The 23,709-nt window shown below is 41.5% G+C and carries 18 protein-coding genes; 11 read left to right on the top strand and 7 right to left on the bottom strand.

Going from position 1 to position 23,709, the window contains the following annotated elements:
- The first annotated feature begins 386 nt into the window (after positions 1–386).
- A complete protein-coding gene (locus tag IM792_RS04865; protein WP_194100653.1) occupies positions 387–1,424 on the top strand; it encodes an acyltransferase in 1,038 nt (345 codons plus the stop codon).
- 92 nt (positions 1,425–1,516) lie between these two features.
- Here IM792_RS04865 and IM792_RS04860 read toward each other — a convergent pair whose 3' ends face one another.
- Positions 1,517–2,590: an acyltransferase gene (locus IM792_RS04860; protein ID WP_194100652.1), complete on the bottom strand. Its 1,074-nt coding sequence runs from the start codon at positions 2,588–2,590 to the stop codon at positions 1,517–1,519.
- A 67-nt stretch (positions 2,591–2,657) separates the two neighbouring features.
- The gene (locus IM792_RS04855; protein WP_194100651.1) at positions 2,658–3,221 is read right to left on the bottom strand and encodes a hypothetical protein; all 564 of its coding nucleotides are present in this window, start codon (positions 3,219–3,221) and stop codon (positions 2,658–2,660) included.
- 323 nt (positions 3,222–3,544) lie between these two features.
- On the opposite strand from IM792_RS04855, the gene IM792_RS04850 reads away from it, so the two are divergent.
- A complete protein-coding gene (locus IM792_RS04850) occupies positions 3,545–4,513 on the top strand; it encodes a hypothetical protein (RefSeq protein ID WP_194100650.1) in 969 nt (322 codons plus the stop codon).
- Between the two features lie 70 nt (positions 4,514–4,583).
- Here IM792_RS04850 and IM792_RS04845 read toward each other — a convergent pair whose 3' ends face one another.
- Complete coding sequence (locus IM792_RS04845) at positions 4,584–5,636, bottom strand: hypothetical protein (protein ID WP_194100649.1); 1,053 nt, start codon at positions 5,634–5,636, stop codon at positions 4,584–4,586.
- Positions 5,637–5,942: 306 nt separating this feature from the next.
- On the opposite strand from IM792_RS04845, the gene IM792_RS04840 reads away from it, so the two are divergent.
- Positions 5,943–6,218: a hypothetical protein gene (locus tag IM792_RS04840; RefSeq protein ID WP_194100648.1), complete on the top strand. Its 276-nt coding sequence runs from the start codon at positions 5,943–5,945 to the stop codon at positions 6,216–6,218.
- Between the two features lie 574 nt (positions 6,219–6,792).
- On the top strand, positions 6,793–7,146 hold the full coding sequence (locus tag IM792_RS04835; protein ID WP_194100647.1) for a helix-turn-helix domain-containing protein: 354 nt from the start codon (positions 6,793–6,795) through the stop codon (positions 7,144–7,146).
- 83 nt (positions 7,147–7,229) lie between these two features.
- On the opposite strand, the gene IM792_RS04830 is transcribed toward IM792_RS04835, so the two are convergent.
- The 3 genes from IM792_RS04830 to IM792_RS04820 all read right to left on the bottom strand — a co-directional run bounded on the left by IM792_RS04830 (position 7,230) and on the right by IM792_RS04820 (position 11,797).
- A complete protein-coding gene (locus IM792_RS04830) occupies positions 7,230–9,494 on the bottom strand; it encodes a response regulator (protein WP_194100646.1) in 2,265 nt (754 codons plus the stop codon).
- Between the two features lie 7 nt (positions 9,495–9,501).
- Positions 9,502–10,095 (bottom strand): deiodinase-like protein, encoded by a 594-nt coding sequence (locus IM792_RS04825; protein ID WP_194100645.1) that lies wholly within the window; start codon positions 10,093–10,095, stop codon positions 9,502–9,504.
- Positions 10,096–10,411: 316 nt separating this feature from the next.
- Complete coding sequence (locus IM792_RS04820; protein WP_194100644.1) at positions 10,412–11,797, bottom strand: cation:proton antiporter; 1,386 nt, start codon at positions 11,795–11,797, stop codon at positions 10,412–10,414.
- A gap of 99 nt (positions 11,798–11,896) precedes the next feature.
- On the opposite strand from IM792_RS04820, the gene IM792_RS04815 reads away from it, so the two are divergent.
- Positions 11,897–12,238 (top strand): HopJ type III effector protein, encoded by a 342-nt coding sequence (locus IM792_RS04815; protein WP_194100643.1) that lies wholly within the window; start codon positions 11,897–11,899, stop codon positions 12,236–12,238.
- 41 nt (positions 12,239–12,279) lie between these two features.
- Here IM792_RS04815 and IM792_RS04810 read toward each other — a convergent pair whose 3' ends face one another.
- Positions 12,280–13,074 carry an AraC family transcriptional regulator gene (locus IM792_RS04810; protein ID WP_194100642.1) on the bottom strand — a complete coding sequence of 265 codons (795 nt, stop codon included), beginning with the start codon at positions 13,072–13,074 and terminating at the stop codon, positions 12,280–12,282.
- 77 nt (positions 13,075–13,151) lie between these two features.
- On the opposite strand from IM792_RS04810, the gene IM792_RS04805 reads away from it, so the two are divergent.
- From IM792_RS04805 to IM792_RS04780, 6 genes are all read left to right on the top strand, one after another.
- Positions 13,152–14,480: a TolC family protein gene (locus tag IM792_RS04805; RefSeq protein ID WP_194100641.1), complete on the top strand. Its 1,329-nt coding sequence runs from the start codon at positions 13,152–13,154 to the stop codon at positions 14,478–14,480.
- Positions 14,480–15,553 (top strand): HlyD family secretion protein, encoded by a 1,074-nt coding sequence (locus IM792_RS04800; RefSeq protein WP_194100640.1) that lies wholly within the window; start codon positions 14,480–14,482, stop codon positions 15,551–15,553. The genes IM792_RS04805 and IM792_RS04800 overlap by 1 nt, the downstream gene beginning before the upstream one ends.
- Positions 15,537–17,138, top strand: coding sequence for an MFS transporter (locus IM792_RS04795; RefSeq protein WP_194100639.1), 1,602 nt, complete (start codon positions 15,537–15,539; stop codon positions 17,136–17,138). Before IM792_RS04800 ends, IM792_RS04795 begins: the two co-directional genes overlap by 17 nt.
- 82 nt (positions 17,139–17,220) lie before the next feature.
- On the top strand, positions 17,221–18,306 hold the full coding sequence (locus tag IM792_RS04790; RefSeq protein WP_194100638.1) for an SGNH/GDSL hydrolase family protein: 1,086 nt from the start codon (positions 17,221–17,223) through the stop codon (positions 18,304–18,306).
- Between the two features lie 240 nt (positions 18,307–18,546).
- On the top strand, positions 18,547–22,692 hold the full coding sequence (locus IM792_RS04785) for a CshA/CshB family fibrillar adhesin-related protein (RefSeq protein WP_194100637.1): 4,146 nt from the start codon (positions 18,547–18,549) through the stop codon (positions 22,690–22,692).
- Positions 22,693–22,737: 45 nt separating this feature from the next.
- Positions 22,738–23,703 carry a type IX secretion system membrane protein PorP/SprF gene (locus IM792_RS04780; protein WP_194100636.1) on the top strand — a complete coding sequence of 322 codons (966 nt, stop codon included), beginning with the start codon at positions 22,738–22,740 and terminating at the stop codon, positions 23,701–23,703.
- Positions 23,704–23,709: the final 6 nt, after the last annotated feature.

Below are 23,709 nucleotides of genomic sequence, written 5' to 3'. Positions count from 1 at the left end.
TTATCATCCCAAAAATAGCGGTTTAAACATCATGTTTTGCCAATAAAGTGTAAAAAACACACTATTTGTTTTTTTGCAAATGGGCATTACTTTATCTGATAAATTGTAGGTATAAGATCGATTATTGATTTCTAATAATTTTCTAATTCTATTTCACTGAAAATTAAATTTCATAGTATACAAGTTACACGATTGTGTATCACAATATGTCATAATGATTAATTGTTGAGAAATGGGCAATAATTATGTACCTGTTTGTGTGATGGACTCATCTCGCCTCTCCGTGCTAATTGTAGTATTTTCACTTCTGATAAAATAATTAAATATTTTACCAGCCGGTTTTGTGAAAATTGCAACAGAAATCCGGATAAAACACCACTATCTAAATGATTAGCAAACCAACATTGTCAGGTAATCGACTCCAATGGGTTGATTATTCAAAGGGTATAGGTATTATACTCGTAGTTTATGGTCACGTACTCAGAGGACTAAACAGCGCGGGTATGGTGAATGCCTCTTTCTTTGATATCTCAGATACCTTTGTTTATAGCTTTCATATGCCGCTGTTCTTCATAGTATCCGGACTGTTTTTTGAAAGCTCATTCAGGAAGGATAGCAATGGCTTTATGCTGAAAAAAGCAAAAACGTTGTTGCATCCATTCATCATCTGGTCGCTTATTCAAACCATGGTTCAGGTAGTGCTGAGTAATTACACTAATGATAAGGTACCGTTTTCAGCGCTATTTACCTGTCTGATCATTCCCCGAGCACAATTCTGGTTCTTATATACATTGTTCTTTATCAATGTTATTAATTACCTGATATACCGGTTTGCTCCTAAATTCGCCTTGCTAATATCATGCCTGGTATGGTTGGTTAGTTATGTGATACATGCTGATATTGATCCATTTACAACTGTATTCCAATACCTTGCCTTCTTTAACTTTGGTATAGCTATCGGCCAAAACAAAGATCAATTAGCAAAACTGGCAAGGGGTAAATGGGCGTTTCCGTTGGTAGTTTTGTTTGGCGTAGCCGAATACTTTTATTTCATCAATCAGCATACAACAGCTTATGTAACCGATCTGCTTTTGGTGTTTACAGGCATTGTCGGTACATTATTGATCGCTCAAATATCATACAGAGCTCAAAAGATTAGGATGTTCAACTTCTTAGAAGCATATGGCAAGGCATCCATCGGTATATATTTGATGCACATTTTGGTGGCCAGCGGTTCAAGAATAGTACTGAGCAAATTTTTAAAGATAAGCGATCCCACTATCCATATTGTTGCAGGTACCGTTTTAGGATTGGTGATACCTTATTACGTATATCAATTCTGTATGAAAAGCGCTTACCTGTCATGGTTCTTCCAGGTTAACGATAAAAGGGACGAACGCCAGAAAGCTCAGGCTTTGGCTTAAACTTCAATATTGACACAACTATTTGAAACATAAGTATTAGCTCCAATTAAAGGGTTAATACTTATGTTTTTTTTATGGATGAAATTCTGATGCTATAAAGCGGTTTCAAAGCTTTTCTTTTTTGATAAGCTTATCAATTTTTTACCCATGTAGATGAATGGTTTTTCGATCAGGAAATAACTGATTGAAGATGCTGTTAAAACACATATCCAAAAACTTATTATAAGTATATATGGATGATCCTGAAGATAAGTCTTTGGCCATATTTTAAGGGGCAGGATGATACCAAATACAGGGTGCAATAAATACATGGAATAACTTATCGATCCTAAATAGATCAATACCCTGCCGGGATAATTTACTAATGAAAATAGTTTGAATACGGCCAACGCAGTTAGGTACGATACATAGTAGCTGTACCAAGTTTCATTATTCCCGAAGTTTTTAGAGTACGCCAGTATTGATATTGGTAGAAAAGCGGCAATAAATGCGAATATGGCACTACTCAATACATTGTCTGAAATAGTGTTACTTGCACCCGAGTCATTCTTTCGCCAAAGCATACCTAAAAACATGATCGTTAATCCTGTAAATAACGATACGGGTAATTTTACATGCAAAACAAATCTTAACGCAGCCATAACAATACTTAGCACCAACAGAATGTAATAGGTTTTTAGTACGAATTTACTGTTTCGTAAAAGATTATAGTGATGTAGTGTTATACAAATGATGTAGAATACCAGCTCGATTTGCAAGGTCCAGAATACTCCAATAATATCTTTCACCCCAAAAAACTTTTGGAACATGGTGATATTAAATAGCAACTTTTCAAATGAGGGTGATGTTGTAGACAATACACAAAAGCACAATATTGATACCCAGTATGCCGGATATAGCCTGAACAAGCGATTGATTATAAAATTCTTGTTATTCGATCTGTATAAGCTTTGAGGTATAACATAGCCACTGATCAGGAAGAAGATGACGACGCCAATCTTACCCCAATTAAAGAAATCTGTTACTATAAAGTAATAAGCCGCAGAGGGGTGAGTGACAATACTCTCTTTAACAAATAGCGATAAATGAACCACAGCGACCATGATCGCGGCGATACCCCTTAAGGCATCTATCCACTGTAGTCTTTTACCCGCTTGTTTTGTCATTTAAGTTTAAACAGGTAGTACCAAAAGCCAAGTTTAGCTTTTGGTGTTGTGACAGGAGGAGAAGTACTTACAAACTCTGCAATTTTACTTTTGCAGCGGCAATTGCATCTCGCAGTTTAGGCAAATCCTTAGCGGCCATGTAGGCTTTTGAGCCTGATCTGTATTGTTTAAGTTGTAACACCAGGTAGCCAGTCATTTTATTGCCTGACTCGTTAAATGTAGTAGCTAAAAAGCCGCCTTTTGACATGTAGCAGCATTCGCCGTTGGCAAAAGTGTTGGTTTTGTCAATTGACTCTGTTGTCAGGTTTTCAATTACTTTTTGCAGTTCATTCAGTTCATCCATATCTAAAACAGTATTGTACGAGCTCCTTGAACCTCCCGAACCTAAACGGGCAGCAATGCGTAATCCGGCCTTATAATCGTTGTTTGTTGTGTTGGTTAACTTGAGCACCTGGAAATCAATACCCCTCACGTTGGCCACATCAAATATCTCCTGCTTTATCTTATTGCCCGCTGTTTCCGAAAAGTTTTCGAAACTACCTTTAGGTGCTTCAACTGCTGTTTTGGCGGTTTGAGCATGTGCAAATTGAATGCTCAATATAGCTGCTGTGAGTAAAACTAACTTTTTCATTGTGACCGGGGTTGAATGAATACTGTACAAACATAACTACCTTAATTACATGTATATAGTACCTATGCTCTGTTGGTAATTAATTGTGTAACCAATGTGAAATTTTGATGGATTTAGTCTGTGCATTTTTCTCGTGAAAGTTATATTTCGTCAATTTTATCTGCTTAGGATTAAGTCAAGTGAATTTTACTCAAGGAGGCATATTTGTGGGCAAAACAGTTGTAGCCACATTTGTGAATAGATGATTTTGATTTAAACATTAGGTTTGCTTTAACCAATAATTACAAACCAAATAACCAGTTAAAACCTAAAATTGTATCGCTATGAAAAACAATCTGTTGATCGCGCTCGCGATCGTTACTTTTCTATTTGTAACATCATGTAAAAAAGATGGTGCAAACAAGGTCGCTACATCAGATGAGGAAGGCCCGCTTATTCCTGTCGACCCTGATGTAAACATGTCTGATGTGCTTTATGCCCACGCGCTCACCCCGGGTCAATACCGCATCATTGCCGGTCAGGCCGGTCAGTATGGTAGTGTTGATGGTAATGGCGCTAATGCACGCTTTGCCGGGCCTTACGGCATATTTGTTAAAAGAGATGGTTCGTTACTTGTGGCTGATTTTGATGGGCCTGTTCGTCATTTAAAGAATGATACAGTTGTTACATCAATCAACTTTCCGCCCAATGCTGATGGCTTAGTTTACCGGGAAGGGCGTGATATTGCCGCAACTAAAGATGGCAGTATTGGTGTACAAGGTGAAAATGATTACTGGGTTTATCGCCCTGATGGTACATTGATACACTCCTGGGCTGATATTCATGATAAGTTTGGAGGAATTGATGTAGATCCCACCGGAAATTATTTTTGGCGCGCGGTATTTGGTGGACTAACCCCGCAATATCCAAACGGAGATGTACCACCTTATCCACCATTTACAGTACCAAGCAGCGCTACTGTTGTTGATGCAATAAGTGCCGCAAACAATGGCGTTAAATACTTTGCCACTTATCACAGTATGTATAAGCTTACCAAAACAGGCGTGTGCCAGCAGATATTTACAAATTTTACCTTTACTAATATATCTTCAATTGTAAGTAGTCGCGATGGTTATAAAATATATGTTGTTGATAGTGGCGATATCAAGGTGATCGCTAACCATCCTAATTATCCTAAAACCATTACTACATTATTATCTAACCCTAAAGCTGCTTGTATAGCACTATCAAACAGCGAGAAGTATATATACTTTACTACAACCCAAAGTACAGTTGGTAAGCTTGCGCTTTAGATCATAAAAAAGCAGCCGGAACATATAGCCCCGGCTGCTCATTTATTATATGATGGTGAAATTATAGTACTTAGAATGCGTTTGTGGCACCTTTGTTAGCCCATGTTGTGTATTGAGCTGTCCATTTGTACAAACCGTAGTTTGACTCCTGGTAGCTTTTGTAAGGCTCATCAAACAACTCGTAAGTCATGGCAACTTTTACCCTTGGGTTATTGCGGCATTTTGTTACAAAATTATTGATGAAAGTATTTTGATTTGTTTCGTTAACGCTAAGGCTGTTTGTTGATTTGTAGCGGAAACCGTACTCAGTGAACCAGATCTCTTTAGTAGGGAAGGTATTAGCAAGGGTTACAGTGATATCGCTTATGCTGTAACTTTTTGCAGCACCTTCCATATCAGAGTACCAGTGGTAACCAATAGCGTCGAAATTTACACCATAGTTAGCGCAGAAGGTTAAGAAACCCCAGTGTAACCAACCGGCATCAATCATGGTTTTGGCACCCGGGTCTTTCTCTTTGATACCTTCGTCCATACCTTTAAGGTAGGCAGCTACCGATTGGCTTTTTGCTACATCGTAATGTGATGCTTCACGACCGGTTTTGCCAGCTAATAAAAGGTCAAGTTCAAGGTCATTACCCAGGTCATAGTAATCAAAGTAAGCGCCATATTTTCCGGCGAAGTTAGCGCCCAAGGTACGGCCTTTCTCGTACGATGAATCAGGAGTATCATCTTCATCCAGTGTTCTGGTGTGAAGCATTGGCAGCAGGTTAAGCGAACCATTTTTAGCAGCATCACGCAATGATGTCCACAAGCTTGATGACGAAGCTGAGATAGTACCATCAGATGTAGTGATCACGTTGATGCGGTACCAGTTCATACCCATACCTTTTATCAACTGTACTTGCTGGGTTGCGGGTGTGGCCAGGTAAGGTGCATCGCCAAATGGGTGACCGTTGATACCGGTTTGCAGGGTAGAAGCTGCCGCGGTTTTTAAAGTTGTTTGTGATTGATTTGAAGCTACAGCTTCAGCAGGAACAACATCATTTTGCTTTGAGCAAGAGGCGAAGATGAATCCAGCAGCGCATACCGCAACTGCTAAACTCTTGGTGTAGTTTTTAATCATTAGGTGTTTTTTAATCAATAGTTATGGTCTTTTACGCCGGTGTTTCGTAATGGTTACAACTTTTAGCTATATTTTTTGAAAATTTTTTAATGGGATAAAAACATTGCGTTTACAGCAAATAATGGCGCTTTTTAAAACGAAAAAAAATTACCGTGAGAGATAGTTATTGCACACTTTGGGAAATTAGTACCATCATTATACTCAATTAAACTATTAGTATAATATCATTTCAGCTTAGAAATGTCAATGGAACACTATTCGCATATGTTATTACGAAACATTTACGAGTACCTAATTTATCAATCAATGAAAATACAATGGAGTTATACAAAAGATCTTTTCGGCCTGCCGGATTTTGTGCCTAACGAACTACTTAATCAAAAACACGCTTTAAACAACTACGGCGAAACGCTTGAAAAAATAGATGAACGCGGTGGGATGAATATTGATGAAATAGTATGCAACATAATGGGGCTATCGCTTGAGGTGAGATTAGTGATGCAGGAAAACACTTTTGCTGATCTGCTCAAAAAATATCTTCATCTAAAAGGATTGTTGGATAAGGCTGATCTGAATGGATAAACCTTTGTTGTAATCGAAATAGCATAAAATAAAAAAATCCTTAGGACCACTCGCTGCTCATAAGGATTTATAACTATTGATTAAAAAACTTATTTCTGATTATTCAATCTCTATACCAAAAGCCATTTTAATAAATTCAAGATTTGTTGTAATTGGTAAATCATATATAATTATCTCTTTTTCAATTACATGTGTTTTTTGATCAAGATGTAGTATTGGTTAAATTATTGCATCAATGCCCAATAAAATGTACTTTATTCTGAATATTGTATTATTTAAAAGACATTTTTTTAATTATCAGATTATAAATTCTAATATTGTCTTTTCTGTAGAGTTCGTTTGACAAGTCGAATAAAGATCAACCCCGAATCCAACGCTAATACACCAAAAAAATCTTTTTGTTTTATCTGATTATCAACTGTGGTTTTTAAGATATGTTAAAAACTAAATAAGTGATGTTCAACACAATTTAAGGCCTAATAGTGTTCATTTGTGGACTGTTTATGTGTATTTGATACACATTTTCATAATGTATGAACACATTATTATCATCATAAATCCGGGCCTTATTAAAATGGATAAACATTTACAACAACATGGTCAGCTGGTTGAAGCAGCTGTACGCAGGCGGGGGATAAACCTTAGCGACCTGGCAAAAGAATTGGGCGTAAACAGACGTACCATTTACAATTGGTTTCAAAGCCCCAACTTAAAACGAGATGTCATTTATAGGATAGGCTTGAGGATCGGGCATGATTTCTCAGTTGAATTCCCTGAACTGTTTACATCAGATATGTTCAGTAATGAGCGTATGCGAACCCTCGCTTATTCAAACACAATTACAGGCAATGAAGGCAGTGATTGGAAAGAAAAGTACATCACGCTGTTAGAAAAATACAACGAAATTTTGTCGCAACAATTACGCTAAAGTTCTGTGCTTTGCTACTTCAATATCAATCCGCAACATAATGTGCCGGAAATTGATATTGAAGTTATATTAAAGCTATCTCGCTAAACTGCCCGCTGTAGCAATTTAGTTGACCAATAGGATAGCCTGCTAAGCAGATCGTCAGTTTTCAATGGTTTTGAAAGGTAATCGTCCATACCTTTTTCCAAACATTCATCTTTATCTCCACTTAGGGCGTTAGCGGTAAGCGCTATAATTACAGGTTGTTTAAGCTCACTTTCTCTGATCAATGCCGTGGCCTCAAGCCCATCCATGTTAGGCATTTGAATATCCATCAGTATCAGGTTATAATTACCCGCCATAACCGCGGCTACCGCCATAACGCCATCGCCTGCTATACCCGCGTCATACCCCAGCTTTTTAAGCATGTGTAATATCACTTTCTGATTGATCTTATTGTCCTCAGCAACCAATATGCTCAAAGGGTACAAGGTGGCAAAGTTCTCAGGTATCTTACTGATCACTTTGGCCGAGTTATCAGTACGTTTTGGAGCCTTAAAGCATGACAGGATATATTTGATCAATATCTGATGCTTTATAGGCTTGGTCAGGATATGATCGAACAGGTTAAGATTTTCAGCCTGACGTTCTTCACCCACCGAGCTTAACAGAATAACAGGAATTGAAGGATGATTAGCCTTTATTAAACGAGTTAGTTCAACGCCATCCATTTCAGGCATTTGGTAATCAGTAATGATCAAGTCGTATTTAGCGCCGCCTGCTAACAGGTCGATTGCTTCAGGCCCTGATGCCACGGTTTCGGGCACCAGCCTCCAGGCATTTAACTGATACATCAGTATGTTGCGGTTGGTCAGGTTATCATCAATTATTAATACCCTTTTACCGGCATAATTCAGCATATCCTTTTCAAACAACGGCTCAGATGCTGTAGCCCCAACAGGCGCGATAACGGTGAACGCGAAAATAGAACCTTTGCCAACCTCGCTGGTCACGGTGATCTCGCCACGCATCAGGGTCACCAGTTTTTCGGATATAACAAGACCTAAGCCCGTACCGCCATATTTACGTGTGGTTGATGAATCAACCTGGCTAAAGGCTTTGAACAGGCGCTCACGTTTTTCAGCAGGAATACCAATACCTGTATCCTGAACTTCGAATTTCAGTTTTACTTCGTCGCCGGCATATTGATCGCGACTAACCCTTACCACAACTTCACCTTTTTGGGTAAACTTTACTGCGTTACCTACCAGGTTAGTTAATACTTGTTGCACACGTATCTTATCGCCTTTAACACTTGGCGGCACATCTTCAGCTAATATGTAAGCTATCTCGATGCCGGTATCGGCTATGCGGGTGCCAAATATATCCAGCACTTCTTCAATACACTGGCGCAGGTTAAAGTCGGCTGCTTCCAGTTCCATACCACCGGCCTCTATCTTCGAGAAATCAAGAATGTTATTGATAACGTTCAGTAGGTTATCACCGCAATTGGTAATGGTATCAGTATACATACGTTGCTGATCGGTCAGCGCTGTTTCTGATAATAACGACGACATACCAATAATGCCATTCATCGGTGTGCGTATCTCATGGCTCATGGTAGCCAGGAAAACACTCTTGGCCCGGTTGGCTTTTTCAGCCTCGGTACGAGAAAGATCAAGCTCGGCATTTGATACCATCAACTCCTCGTTCAATTCTTCTAATACCTCCTGGTTTCGTTTGCGCTCAAGGCTCAGGGCAGCTTCCTGTTGCAGCTCTTTCATGGCCAAGGTTTGCTTTATTTGCCATGTACCCGCTTGCTTAAGCTTGTGCGACCATAAACCCGATACAAAATATATCACCGTTGTAAGCAGCAGGTGTATGATCAGGGTTTGCAGGTCAAAGTAATCTAACTGGGTAAAGTAAACACCTTTTACCCCGGTATTTTGCAGATAGCTAAATATGGCATGGTGAATACCTACTACAATTAATATGGGTAGCTGCAAACGCCAGTTGCGGTATATAATAAGTATAGCCCCGCCGATGAATGCGAAAAAGTGCATCTCGAACAAGCCATGCATCTGGTAAATAAACAGCGCCACAAATACTCCCAGTATCACACTCAGTACATATTGATACAGATCAGACTCCGGTAACAATATCTTGGTGGAGTAATAGGCCAATAAACAAAGGCTGCTTACTGATAGGGCGATGAACCAGGTATCGTAAAAAAGAGCCAATATCATACTAACCGCAAAAAAACAGCCCAGGAAATAATCCATAGTGCGGTCGGCGTTTTTGCGTATAGCTTTCCAAAGGGCTATATCATACGTAAGTTCATCGTTATTTAAAAAGTTGATCGGAGTCATATTGTTACTATTTGTCGCAGTTTGGCAGACTACAGCCATATGCGGTAAGCGCGAGCGCGTTAAATTTTAAGGGGTTATGTTTTTGCAATAAGGCATCCAAGGCGATGCGTGCAAATTCAGTTTTTGTGTTGGTGCAGTACCTGCTTGTATTATAATTACCGCGATAGTACAAGCGGCCACGTGTATCAATTACAGCGGCCTGCGGGGTTGAGTATACACCACAAGCCTCGGCCATTTTGGGGGCGTATAGCACGGGTACATTCAGGTCGAATTTATCTTTTACTTCTTCAGGAGTGTAGTTTTCATCCATTAGTATCACCATAAAATCAGCTTTGTCACTATAGGTTTTAACAAGCTTTTTAAAATGATCAATATTAAAGCGGGAGCAAGGGCATTTGGGGTTGAAAAAGTGCAGTAGCATCGGCCGGTCTTTTGCCATTGTTACACCGGGTACCGCATGTATTTGCTGACCGATGGCTACGTCCTTGTAATTATCTGGCACCGGAGTAGGTAAGGTATACCTGTACTCATTATACCAGAACAAGCAACCAACTACACCGAATAGCAAACATAACCATACAATGGTCAGTATTTTTTTCATTTTGTAATGTGATTTAAAAGCACTTAGTTCATTCTCAATAGTCCGTCAATACCACGGAATGATTTTCCGGAAAAGCAAAGAATACAATTAAGGCGCAAATTATATTCCCTGCGCACCGAAAGCAAAAAATACCTTATAGCTTGTATGTTTATTGTTTGTTTATGTGTTTGATAATCAGAAATTACCGATAGCTATATTTGAGTGTAAACTATTTATAGATGTAAAAAATATGAATAAGTAAATCGATTTAAATTTAAATAAACGGGGTTTTTATTGCTCACAACGGGGCTAAAATTGCACTTGGGATAATACTGGCTTAATTAAACAGTTTAGCAGTTTCTTTAAAGTTAGAATCAATTAGTTTTAAGGCAGGCCCGGTCATGCAGGTGGTTATAATGGCCATAAGCACAAGCATGGTGAAAATTTGCGGAGTGATTACGCCCAGCTCATAGCCGATATTAAGCGCTACAAGTTCCATTAATCCGCGCGTATTCATTAACGCGCCAATGGTAAGGCTTGATCGCCAATTTTGCCCCACGGCCCGGGCGGCTAATGCGCTGCCTAAAAATTTACCGGTAATGGCTACTAATAGTATTAATAGTAATATAACCAATTGCCCGCCGCCATTCAATAAACCAATTTGAGTGCGTAGGCCTGTAAAAACAAAAAACAGAGGTAACAATAGGTTCATGGCTACATCTTCGATTTTGTTCTTAAGCGTATCTCTTAACTGGCCGTCATTAGGCATAATAACACCCGCCATAAAGGCACCAAAGAGTGCATGAATGCCAATAAGTTCGGTACAATAGCCTGAAAGTAACAGGATGAGAATACACAGCGCAGTATTTAATTTAGGTGATCGATGCAATATCGGTCTTACTATCTTCAACATCACCAATACATAAATTATTGAAAGGCTGATAGTGTATAATGCCGACAACATTGATCCTGCCTTAACCAAACCTACCACAGCGGCAAGTATGCACCATGCGGTAATATCATCAGCAGCGGCGCAGGTAATGGCCAGAGTGCCCATAGGGGTACTGTCTAATCCTCGCTCTTTTAGTATGCGTACTAATACCGGGAATGCCGTTATACTCATGGATATACCCAGGAATAAAGCATACGATGTAAAATTGACTCCCGCGGGCGACGTATGCTCATAAATAAAATAAGCAAGTGCCACACCAAGCATAAATGGCATAACAATACTGGCATGACTGATCACTACTGCCTGACTGGCTTTGTTTTTCAGCATATTAAAATCCAACTCCAAGCCTACAATAAACATAAACAGCAGCAGGCCCAACTGACTCATCATCCCTAAATTACCTAATGATGCCTTTGGGAAAAGTATGCCTGAAACTTCTGGCAGGTAATTACCTAACAGCGATGGGCCTAACGCTATGCCCGCCAATATTTCACCAATAACCCGTGGCTGGCCAATCTTGGTACATAAATAACCCAATACCCTTGCCACAAGCAGTATGGTTACAATTTGCAGTAATAATGTACTTAATGGCGATGAAAAGCTTTCGGCAAGGCCATTTAAAAATTGTGTTGCAGCAGGGAGAGGAATAGTGGCAGCCTCTGTTATGTTGTGAGTGTTTAAGCTTTTGCCTGCTATAAGTAACGATATGATTATTAGCAGTGTGCTGCTTATAAATAGTATATAATAAAAAAGCCTGCGCTTATTGTTCATAAAAATTAAGGGAGTGGATGTTATTTTTTGCAAATGTGATCAAATAGTCTTGTAATTTTGGTGCTCATCGTCACTTTTACAGCAACGAATATTTTATTCATGAGAGAACAATTAATTACGCTTATCAACGATTTGAAAAACAACGAGATAAGCTTTAAAGAAGTTATAGAATTTATAGAAACTTACTACCAGCATCAGCCTACAGCATTTAAAAATGGTGATGCTTATAACGAGGCTACACAAAATCAGGGCAGCGCTAAGGTATTTGCATTCGCGCAGCTTAATGAGCTTAGCGAGGCTGATACGCTGTATCTGTTTGCCGAACATTATCAGGCCGTACTGAATACTCCGGATGGTACCGACCACCAAAATATCAGGCAGTTTATGGCCAATGGCTGGGCGGGTATCAGCTTTGAAGGACAGGCGTTAACAGCTAAGTAATATTTAAGGGCGCTAAACAAAGCGCCTTTTTTTATTAGGAATTAAATCACCGTCGTCACAAATTCCGAAGGCCGCATACCTGTAACCTGTTTAAAGGTAGAGCTAAAGGCCGCCAAACTATTATAGCCACTCTCGTAAGCTATCTGGGTAAGATTAGCGCCGCTTTGCATCATCATTTCCATAGCCTTAATAATGCGGCGTTGTTTAAGGTACTGCAAAAAGGATATACTTAATTCGGACTGAAACAACCTGAGCATTGAGCGCTCGCTCATGTTAAACCGACTGCTTACCTTGCCCAAAGTAAGCGGTTGAGATAGGTTATCGGTCAAAAAATCGATCACCGGCCTCAGCCTGATGTTGTGCGTAGTAGGCAATACAAAGGGCAAACTTATTTTACTTACCCGCGGCAGCAAATTCTTTAAGCTGGTTAAAAACTGGTAATCGTTGGTATCGGGTTTGTTTTCGCCGTTAAAGTTGCTGGTGTATATGATCATTTCGTGCAGTAAGGCCGTGATGGGATAGATACCCAGTTTGGAGTAGAATGCATCCCGGTCATCATCCAAACTATAAAAATAAATGCTGCGAACGGCTGTGGCTGCATGACGTACCTGTAAACGATGCTCAATGCCCTGTGGTATCCATATATAATGGCGGGCGGGTATCACATACGTTTTATCGTTAATATGCAAGTAGGCGATACCACCCTCAACATAAGTGAGCTGCCCTTTTATATGCCGGTGCATGGCAAATTTCCTTTCCTTTTTTTCGTGCAATACAAAAACCGAATCAGGTTCGCTGTCGATTAAAAGTAGGTAAGCTTTATCTTCTTCGTTCATGCGTGGCGGGATTCAGCTAATTTAAGTCAATTTTCATAAAATACGAAAGCTGCCGTGTTACGAAATTTGTAGCCGTAATGAAACATATAATTTTTTTGGCACTTCCGCTCGGTATATCTCTGTTACCGCGAGCGGCAGTTGCGCAGGATGCACCGCACATTGCCCATCCTTTCACTCTCGCCCAGGTATGGGAAAAAGCAATACAAAACAACAAGAGAATACAAATTCAGCAATTGCAAACCGATGCAAGCGATGAAGAAGTAAAAGACGCTGTTACCGACAGGCTGCCCGAAATAACCGCCGACGGCGAGTATGCCCGTGTAAGCAAAATGCCTATTTACGAAAAAGGCCTGTTCAACGCGCCGGCGCAATACCCTGTATTGCATTCAACCTATGGTGTGGGTATTGATGCCTATTTGAATTTGTACAATGGCAACAAAACCAATTTAAACATAGCTCAAAAAAAGACGACCGCCAAAATGCGCCGACTGCAAACCGCGCAAACAACGGCCGATGTAAAGCTGGCCGTCGCGGTGGCATTTTTGCAGTTAAAGCGAAGCCTTGTTTTTAAGGATCTATTGCTGAGTGATATTATATCGCAACAAAAGCAACTTGCTAAAATTGAGCAATTACGCAAAAATGGTGTGGTACTTAAAAGCGATGTATTGCGGGCACAGTTGCAACTATCGCGTCAGCAATTACAGTTAAATACTATTGATAATGATATTGCCATAGCCAATCAGCGCCTGGATGTAGCTATTGGTGAGCCTGATGATTTCAGCATAACCCCACAGGGCGATGTGCAGGCCGATTCGGTTAAGGTTGATACTTACGATAACTGTTTGGTGCAGGCTAATGCCCATGCTTACAAGGAGAAAATATCCGAAGAAGAAACACACTTGCATGAGTTACAGCTTAAACAGGCCAAAGGTGCGTATATGCCAAAAGTGGGGCTGTTTGCCAACTACACCTTTTCATACCCGCAAATATTGTTTTATCCATACTCACCATATCTGTACAGTTTCGGCATGGCGGGGGTAAAGGCCTCATTCTCCATATCGGGGTTATATACCAATAAACACAAGGTAAAGGCCACCGAAATCGAGCTTAAACAGCAGGAAATTGAGCATCAGGACACGCGCGATGCGATAAGTTTGAGTGTAAATAGTTATTACCTGCGCTTGCAGGAAGCTATGCACCGCGTAAATGTAGCCCAAACCAATGTGCAGCAGGCTATCGAAAACTCACGCATTGTAAACAACACTTACTTTAATCAAACTTCGCTTATTACCGATCTGCTTGATGCCAACAACGCCTTGTTGCAAACCCGCTTTGAGCTGGCTTCAGCCAAAATTGAGGTGCAGATACAATACTATCAACTACAAAACGCCATAGGAAACTTATAATGAAAAAGACCGACCATATATCAAAAACCGATAAGCTGATAACGCGCATTTCTGCCGGCATAGCTTTAATAGTATTAGCAGCCCTTGCGGTTTGGGGTATAATATTTTGTTACGATACTTATAAGTACGAAGAAACTAACGATGCCCAGGTTCAGGAGTATATTAACCCGATCACATCAAGGGTAGGTGGCTATATCACCAAAATATATTATGATGAAAATCAGGATGTAAAGCAGGGGGATACATTGCTGGTGATAGACAATAGCGAGTATGAATTGCAAAAGCAGGAGTCGGCAGCGGCATTGGCTAACGCGCAGGCTCAGCTTAGCGCGCTGGGCAGCAATGCGGAAACTTTGGAATCCATGTCGCAGGTTAGCCATTCGGCTATAGCGGCCGCTAAAGCCCGATTGTTGAACAAGCAACAAGAATATGATCGTTATAAAAGATTGTACGATGTAGAATCAGCCACTAAACAACAACTGGAAAATACCGAAGCCGCGCTTGCCGTAGCACGGTCGGAGTATGAGGCATCGATACAAAGCTACGAATCATCCCTATCAAAGGTTAATGATGTAAAAGTGCAGCGTGCCGTTATCAATGCCGAAATAAAAAGGCGTCAGACTCTGCTTAAACGCAGCAATATCGATCTGGGCTATACCGTTATCCGTGCGCCATATGATGGTAAGATGGGGCGCCGAACTATACAGCAAGGTCAATCCATACAACCCGGCCAAACGCTGGCTTTTATTGTAGATAAAGCTTCGGGAAAATGGGTGGTGGCCAATTTTAAGGAAACTCAGCTGGCCGACATGAAAGAGGGCGACGAAGCTGCTATTTATGCCGATGCCTATCCTGATAAGCAGTTTAAGGGAACCATCGTTTCCATATCAGGGGCAACAGGTTCAAGCTTTTCATTACTACCGCCCGATAATTCATCAGGTAATTTTGTAAAGATTGTGCAACGTGTGCCGGTACGTATCAGGCTTACTGAGGATGGCTCAATAACCGGCCCGCTGCGGTCGGGCATGAACGTGAATGTGGCTATACCTAAACATCATGGCAGCAGAGGGTAATCAGCAGGTATTTAAATCGTGGGTGCCTGAATGGGGTGCCCGCGGACTGATATTTCTGGTAATGCTGCCATCGTTAGGATTGTTCGGCCTGTCAATGGCCAACAGCAGTGCCGCAGCCGGTTTTTATGGCATTGAACCTACCGATGTGCAGTATTCCATGATACTATTTTATGCGGCGGTGGCAAGCTTTTACAGTTTTGAAACACGCATATTTAGTTATATCGATGTAAAAACCTATCTGATCATAAGTACCCTGGTCGAAATCGTTACATCATATATATGCTACAGTACGCATAATATTATAGTGTTATTTATATTCAGGTTTATACAGGGCCTGGGTAGTTGCGCTTGTACAAGTATCAGTATTAGTTTAATATTCAGTCGTTTAAAAAGTGAAAGGGCGAGGGAGATAGGCTATTCTGTATTTTATGGCGTTTTGCAACTGATCGCGCAGTTTACAACACTTATATCAGCCCCAGTTATTGATGCTGCGGACTATAATGTGCTGTATAAATGCGTCATATTTTTATACTTACCCGGAACCATAGCGCTGTACTTCATCCTTAACAATGTGAGATTACAGAAGCGCATACCACTTTATGGCTTAGATTGGGTGAGCTTTGTGTTGTACGCGGCAGCTATTGCATTAACCGGTTTTGTGCTTATTTATGGGCAGCAACGCTATTGGTTTCATGATAAATTGATCAGCATGGCTGTGCTTATGTCCATATTTATTTTTATAGTTTATGGATTCAGGCAACGTAGTTTGTACAGGCCTTATCTGTCATTAAACATATTCAAATACAAAAACTATTGGGCAGGGGTAATACTGTTGTTCGTATTATACCTGTGTCGTGGCGCGCTTAATGTAACAACGGGTTATTTTGCCGGGGTGTTGGGGCTTGATCCGCAACATACAGGTTATATGCTAATCAGTAATATTATCGGGGTGATTTTGGGCGTATTGGTATCATCCCGACTTACATTAATGAAACTTAACATCCGCTTTGTATGGATGGTGGGTTTTGTAATGCTGCTGACTTTCCAGTTATGGATGATGACACTCTTTACAACGCAGGCCAATACCAGCGAATTTATTATTCCGCTGTTATTGCATGGCTTTGGTGCCGGTATACTGATGGTGCCTATTATACTGTTCATGGTATCATCAGTACCCAAAAAACTGGCTAAGGATGCTTCGGGCACAGGGGTACTGATACGGTTTGCCGGGTTTTGTACAAGTATAGCCTTAATAAATATTTATACCGATTATGGTAAAAATCAACATTACAATCGCTTTTTGCAAGGTATTGAAGCCGGTAACGTAAATGTTGGTCAGCGCATCGCGGCTTATACCAATGCGGTGCAAGCACGAGGATTATCTGCCGACCGTGCCGGTCAGGCGGCTAATGCTATCTTATATAAAAGTATGAACGTACAAATGCAGATCAGAACAGCGATGGAATACTATCAATGGTTAAGTTGCCTGGTATTGGCGGTACTTATTTTCATTGCTATTTATCCGTACGTAAACCGAACCACTATCAACGTAAAACAAGCCGAACCGGCATCGGCAGGCATATAATGTTGTTGTTTTAAGCGCCGATAAATCTAACCTGTGAATTATATTTGTGATGCCGTACAACCAGTATGGCATCACAAATACTATGAACAAATTTTACCAGTACTTTATCGCCACGGTATTTGCCGTTACTACCGTATCATGTTTAGCGCAGGATGTAGTTATCAAGAATAACGATCCGCATATACTTTATACCGGCAGGGTAGCGGTTACCGATAGCAATACCATGCTATCGTGGACGGCAACCACCGTAAAGCTGAACTTTAAAGGTACCGGTGTTAAAGTACTTTTAAATGATGAGGCGGGCGATAATTTCTACAACGTAATTATTGATGGTAAAATAACCTCTGTTCTGCATCCCGAAAAAGGTAAAAAGGAATATATACTCGCTGCTGATCTGCCAAACATTAAGCACGATCTGGAATTGTTTAAACGTACCGAATGGTCAATGGGGCGCACCTGGTTGTATCAGTTCTCGTTTGATAAGGGTACATTAGTATTAGCTGCTCCGAAATCTAAAAAACGCAAGATAGAAGTGTTTGGTAACTCTATTACCTGTGGTTACGCGGTAGAGGATTCAACAGGGCAGGATAGGGGCACCGCTCCTTATGAAAATGGTTATATCAGCTATGCTGCCATAACAGCCCGTCATTTTAATGCCGATTATTATAGTACATCCAAAAGCGGCATAGGTATTACCATAAGCTGGTTCCCGTTGGTCATGCCGGAGATGTATGATCGTTTGTATGCCAATGATGCCGCAGTAAAATGGGATTTTTCAAAATACACGCCTGATCTGGTGATCATCAATCTTTTTCAAAATGATTCGTGGCTTACACAGCGACCTGAACATAAGGAGTTCATATCTCGCTTCGGTACTACAGCGCCGACACCCGAACAGATCACTACGGCTTACCTTGATTTCTTAAAATCGGTACGTGCCAAATATCCAAAGGCTGATATTATTTGCGCCCTTGGTAATATGGATGCAACAAGGGATGGTTCGCCATGGCCGGGATATATAAAAAAAGCAGCGGAGGCTATCAATGACAAAAAAGTTTACACCTGCTTTTTTCCATACAAAAAAACACCGGGGCACCCTAACCCTGCCGAGCAACAAGCTATGGCCGATCAGCTGATAAGCTTCATCGAAAAAACCATTAAATGGTAATAAATATTGATTATGTGAAATAGTGCACATATATTGTGGCATGTAGTGTGTAACCATTTTATGTGCATATTAGTATAAGGTTCTATCTACTCGATAAAATTTTAACTCAATGATACTATTTGGGGATGCTTTTCTTCCGAGCCGTATTTATTTGTTCTATATTGAACCGTTTTTTTCTATAATTTATATGTTGTTTTTCCCGCAAAACGCTTCAAAGCCATTCATCTTTAACGCCCATTCATGAGAAAATTATACACATTCAAGATATTCTTATTCCTTGTAGCTATATTTTTTTGTAGTGTTGACGCGCGTGCGCAATATGCTATTGGTGGAGAGGCAGGTACAAATCTTGTTAATTCAGTTTATTGGCTTACCTGGGACAGAACCCAGACCGGCAGTACTTTAGTTACTGCACCTACCGGTGCCGATGCTCAGCATATACTGGCTGGTAATTACGTTTGGCAGTTTTCGCCAACCGTACAGATCAGGGCTACCATCAGTAACCTTACTACTACTGATAGCCAGCCTATGCAGTCATATACTCCGGGTAGCTATGCCAGCGACGGGCTCGATCTGATGTATTCGGGCAATAATCAGCCTAAGCCCAATTCACGTGGTGTGGCTGCCTCAGCTATAGTAACACCATACGGTGGTACTGCTACTTTTGATATCGATATTAAGGTATTTATACTAATAAATGGTACTTGGACTGATGTTGTTTACCCGGGTATGATCATTGCCGACGCCGAATCAATTGACGCGGGCGGTGAATATATCTCGGCTAACACACCAAATCCTATAGCCTGGCAATTATTGAATAAACGTACGCAAAGTAACGCGGCCGATAACGAGTACAAATTGCAGTTGAGTAATAGTGGTCGTTCGTTCAGGTTATTCGCTAACCTGGCGCCAGGTAACTTTGGTGTACAGGCCGTAATGTTTGCACGTGGCGCTCGCAATCTTACCAATGTAAGTATGAAGGGCTCCGGTTTAACAGCTATGGCCATTGGTTTTGTACTTCCGTTTGACCTTGGTGATGATCCGTTGAAATATGGTAATACCGGCCATTATATGGATGATTTTCAAATAACTAACTATTTTGATGGTGATGGTACGTTCGCTGTGGTGAATTATCCAACCACGCCCTTAGTTGCCAAAGCAACCGTATTTATAGGTGAAGATAATGTTGACCCCGATGGTGAACCTAAAGGCACCGTAAATGCTGATAGCGATGATGCAACCGGTAATAACGATGAAAACACCATAACTCCGGCTAACTTACCGGCTGTAAAGGTAAATCAGGCTGGAAATATCGTTTTCAGCGTACCGGTAACTAACCGGAAATCTGTAGCTGCTACCTTACGTGTATGGCTTGATTTTAATGGCAACGGTATTTTTGAACCTAATGAAATGGTGAGTGCCAATGTGCCGGCAAATACCAATAACCAAACACTTACCATAACATTCCCTAATTCGCAATTCGCTGGTATAATCAGGGTTGGTTTGCTGTATGCCCGTATGCGTATAACTACCACTGAGTTAATAGATGATACCTCAACACCGGTTGACGAACGCAGCACCTCATTCGCTGCCGATGGTGAAACTGAGGATTACAGGTTGCAGGATATTACAGGTATTTCCATCTCAGGTACAGTATTTAACGATGGCAATGGTGGCAATAACGGGCAGATATCGGGCAATCCCTTACAGCAGGTTTCCGGCTCGCCATTGTATGCTTACCTGGTTAACAGAAATGCAGGTACAGTGGTACAAAAAGTTGCTGTAGGCACTAACGGAGCTTATTCGCTTAGTAATAATAATAATGGCGCTTACATAGTGGCCATATCAACCAATAATGTTGATTCGGGGGCTACGCTAACTGCTGTTGCAGCTAACTTACCTGCAAACTGGAAACCATCCGGCGAAGCCTATGGTACCAACAACACCAGCGGATCAGGTATTGAAACAGGTACGCCAAACCTGCAAGTAAATGTTACTACGCCTGGCACAAGTCTTAATATTAGTGGAGTTAATTTTGGCATCAATCAAATACCGGTAGCTGTAGCTGATGCCGGAACCACTACCGCTGGTGTAGCGATCACGCTCAATATCCCGAGTAATGATACGGATGCTGATGGTACCATTGACCCCACTCAGGTTTTTCTGGTCGATCCGATAGATAATACTAAGAAACGCACTGTTACCGTATCAGGACAGGGCACGTATGTTGTAAACGTTACAACAGGCGCTGTAACCTTTACCCCGGTAGCGTCTTTCGCAGGTAAGGCCATTCCGTTAAATTATACTATTAAGGATAATTACGGGTCAGAAAGCTTACCGGCCTTAATATCAATCACCGTGAAACCTACAGGCGTAAACGATACTGATAACACAGCCATCGGCACACCGGTAACCACAATAGTTAAAGCTAATGATGGCGATGATGCTGTAGCAACTATAATTACAGCTACCAACGGCACACGTGGTACTACTACGGTTAACGCACAGGGTGCGGTTACTTACACGCCACAGGCCGGCTTCGCGGGTACTGATACCTATACTTATATACTAACTACAACAGACGGCATAGCATCTGACCCTATCACGGTAACTATCAATATTACTCCGGATGGCGCTGATGATATTGCGATAACTAATATAAACACGCCTATACCCACCAATGTTAAGGCTAATGATGGTTCGGCGGCTACCGGTGCTACTGTTACCCCAACAGCGGGTACGCATGGCACCACAACAGTTGATGCGCAAGGCAATGTTACTTACACCCCGGCAACCGGATATATAGGCCGTGATACTTATACCTATACACTAACCCGTGATGGTATTACATCGGCGCCTATAACCGTTTATGTTACAGTAAAACCGGTACCGATTAGCGATGTTGATATTACCCCGGTAAACACTCCGGTTACTACAACCGTAAAATCTAACGATGGTGCAAGCGGCACGGGTACAACGGTCACCAGCACTGCCGGTCAGCATGGTGTAACAACTGTTAATGCGCAGGGGCAGGTTGTTTATTCTCCGGTATCGGGCTATACGGGTGTTGATACCTATACCTACACGCTTACCACGGCTGATGGTGTGGTGTCTGATCCGGTTACCGTAACCATTACCATCTACTCAACATCAGTTAACCTGACCAAGCGTGCCAACAATACAGGCACCAAGGCGGGCGATGTGATCAACTATACCTTAGTGGTAACCAACACAGGCCAAACACCGCTTACTAACCTTGTAGTTACAGATGTGGGTGCCGATGCAGGCAGCATATCACCGGCAACTATACCTACTTTAGCGGCAGGTGCATCGCGCACGGTTACAGCAAGGCATACGCTTACCCAGGTTGATGTAAACAACCGCCGTTACAGTAACCAGGCAAGTGTAAGTGGTACCGACCAAACAGGCAGAACAGTTAGCGATAATCAATCAGACGACCCGACGACACCAGCGGCTGATGACCCTACCATTGTTGAAATTAACCCGATAGGTGGCATCACTTTAGATAAAACAGGTGTTTTCACTGCCAACTACATTACTTATACGTTTACCATCACCAACACCGGTAACGCAACATTAACCAATGTAACGCTTACAGATACCAACCTTGGGCTTACCAATACGGCGGTTACCATACCTACCGGCGGATTGATTCCCGGCGGAACGGCAACGCTTACCTTCAGGTATACACTTACACAGGCTGATAAGAATGCCGGTAGCGTAACTAACAACGCGTCAGTTAACAGTACAGATCCGGTAGGTAATGTAATAACCGATAACGCGAGTGTTGTAGTTCCGGTTGATCCGGCTCCGATAGCGGTTAATGATAATGCTTCGACACAAAGGAATGTACCGGTTACTATTGATGTTGACCGCAATGACCTGCCGGGCAATTCAAGCTTCGATCAGCAATCAATCGAGATACTTACCCAGCCATTGCATGGTACGGTACAGGTAGGCGCTGATGGTACGGTAACCTACACGCCAAATGATGGTTATACTGGTACCGACTCATTTACTTACAGGATAAAAGATCTGTATGGTTACTACACTAACCCGGCTACAGTTAACCTGACCATAAATGCCAACGCGCCGTTTAAAATACCAACCCTGTTTACACCTAACGGCGATGGTATTAACGATGTATTTGAGATACGTGGCATTGAACAATACAGCCAAACCAAACTATCAATAATTAACCGTTGGGGTAACGAGGTATATAAAGCCACCAATTATCAAAATACCTGGGCAGGTACCGGCTTAAACGAGGGTACTTATTACTACATACTACGTGTATTAGATAGCCAGGGTAAGTGGAATGTATACAAAGGCTATGTTACATTAATGAGGAGTTTAAAGAAATAAGCTGATTGATATATCTGCCACTTATGTGGCGGTGAAGAAGACAACATGAAAAGATTTTTAACGATATTATTACTACTTATCAATACCGGCTTAGTGTATGCCCAGCAGGATGCACAGCAGAGTCAGTATATGTTCAATGGTGTTTATATAAATCCGGCTTATGCGGGTTATAAGGAGATATTGAACCTGCATGCTTATTACCGTTCGCAGTGGACCGGGGTTGAGGGTTCGCCGCGCAGTATGTCGTTAGCGGTTGATGCTACGGCCAATAACGGCAATGTGGGTTTTGCCTTCCAGGTAGCGAGTGATAAACTGGGCGCGCAGGAGTATCTGTCAGCCTACGCTAACTATGCTTACCGCTTGCGCATGAACGAGGATGGCAGTTCACGGTTAGCATTTGGTTTAGGCGCCGGCTTTATGCAGTTAGGCATGAACGGCTCAAAACTTGACCCGAACGATCCCGAACCTGATATGTTTACCGGTACGCAAAGTACCATTGTACCCGATGCCCGTTTAGGTGTTTACTATTCTGACAACAAATTTTACGCGGGTCTATCGGCCGATAACCTCATAGCTCAGCATATTAATGTGCGTAAGGATGGTTACATCGCGCAGCCTAAAGCACACTATTACTTGACGGGTGGTATGCTTTTCCCGTTAAGCCAGGATGTAATGCTGAAGCCAAGCTTTTTATTAAAGGATGATCGTGGTGGCCCTACAAGTTTAGATATTAATGCCTTTGTGTTGCTTGGCGAAAAACTTTGGCTGGGTGGATCATACCGTACCGCGGTAAAGTTGTATGATAAAAGCTATCTGCAAAATGATCTGACACCGTTGAACTCCATCACTGCTGCTGCCGAATTTTTCCCGAACCCGTATTTACGTATAGGTTACGGTTACGATTTTTCTATCGGCCCGCTGCGTGGTTACGATGGTGGCACGCATGAGATATCTATTGGTATCTACTTCAAAACCAAACAAAGCAGAATGTTAACGCCAAGATATTTCTAAAAGCAG

The organism is Mucilaginibacter sp. JRF (genome assembly GCF_015223065.1).
In the GTDB taxonomy this organism is placed as follows: Bacteria; Bacteroidota; Bacteroidia; order Sphingobacteriales; family Sphingobacteriaceae; genus Mucilaginibacter.
This window is presented reverse-complemented; position numbering and strand designations above follow the sequence as displayed.

Bases quoted from the DNA above. Each gene is read 5' to 3' on its own strand.
- IM792_RS04840 (WP_194100648.1), top strand. From the start codon at position 5,943: ATGAAAATACAATGGAGTTATACAAAAGATCTTTTCGGCCTGCCGGAT.
- IM792_RS04800 (WP_194100640.1), top strand. From the start codon at position 14,480: ATGAAAAAGACCGACCATATATCAAAAACCGATAAGCTGATAACGCGC.
- IM792_RS04855 (WP_194100651.1), bottom strand. From the start codon at position 3,221: ATGAAAAAGTTAGTTTTACTCACAGCAGCTATATTGAGCATTCAATTT.
- IM792_RS04795 (WP_194100639.1), top strand. From the start codon at position 15,537: ATGGCAGCAGAGGGTAATCAGCAGGTATTTAAATCGTGGGTGCCTGAA.
- IM792_RS04860 (WP_194100652.1), bottom strand. From the start codon at position 2,590: ATGACAAAACAAGCGGGTAAAAGACTACAGTGGATAGATGCCTTAAGG.
- IM792_RS04845 (WP_194100649.1), bottom strand. From the start codon at position 5,636: ATGATTAAAAACTACACCAAGAGTTTAGCAGTTGCGGTATGCGCTGCT.
- IM792_RS04865 (WP_194100653.1), top strand. From the start codon at position 387: ATGATTAGCAAACCAACATTGTCAGGTAATCGACTCCAATGGGTTGAT.
- IM792_RS04850 (WP_194100650.1), top strand. From the start codon at position 3,545: ATGAAAAACAATCTGTTGATCGCGCTCGCGATCGTTACTTTTCTATTT.
- IM792_RS04805 (WP_194100641.1), top strand. From the start codon at position 13,152: ATGAAACATATAATTTTTTTGGCACTTCCGCTCGGTATATCTCTGTTA.
- IM792_RS04810 (WP_194100642.1), bottom strand. From the start codon at position 13,074: ATGAACGAAGAAGATAAAGCTTACCTACTTTTAATCGACAGCGAACCT.
- IM792_RS04785 (WP_194100637.1), top strand. From the start codon at position 18,547: ATGAGAAAATTATACACATTCAAGATATTCTTATTCCTTGTAGCTATA.
- IM792_RS04830 (WP_194100646.1), bottom strand. From the start codon at position 9,494: ATGACTCCGATCAACTTTTTAAATAACGATGAACTTACGTATGATATA.
- IM792_RS04815 (WP_194100643.1), top strand. From the start codon at position 11,897: ATGAGAGAACAATTAATTACGCTTATCAACGATTTGAAAAACAACGAG.
- IM792_RS04820 (WP_194100644.1), bottom strand. From the start codon at position 11,797: ATGAACAATAAGCGCAGGCTTTTTTATTATATACTATTTATAAGCAGC.
- IM792_RS04790 (WP_194100638.1), top strand. From the start codon at position 17,221: ATGAACAAATTTTACCAGTACTTTATCGCCACGGTATTTGCCGTTACT.
- IM792_RS04780 (WP_194100636.1), top strand. From the start codon at position 22,738: ATGAAAAGATTTTTAACGATATTATTACTACTTATCAATACCGGCTTA.
- IM792_RS04825 (WP_194100645.1), bottom strand. From the start codon at position 10,095: ATGAAAAAAATACTGACCATTGTATGGTTATGTTTGCTATTCGGTGTA.
- IM792_RS04835 (WP_194100647.1), top strand. From the start codon at position 6,793: ATGGATAAACATTTACAACAACATGGTCAGCTGGTTGAAGCAGCTGTA.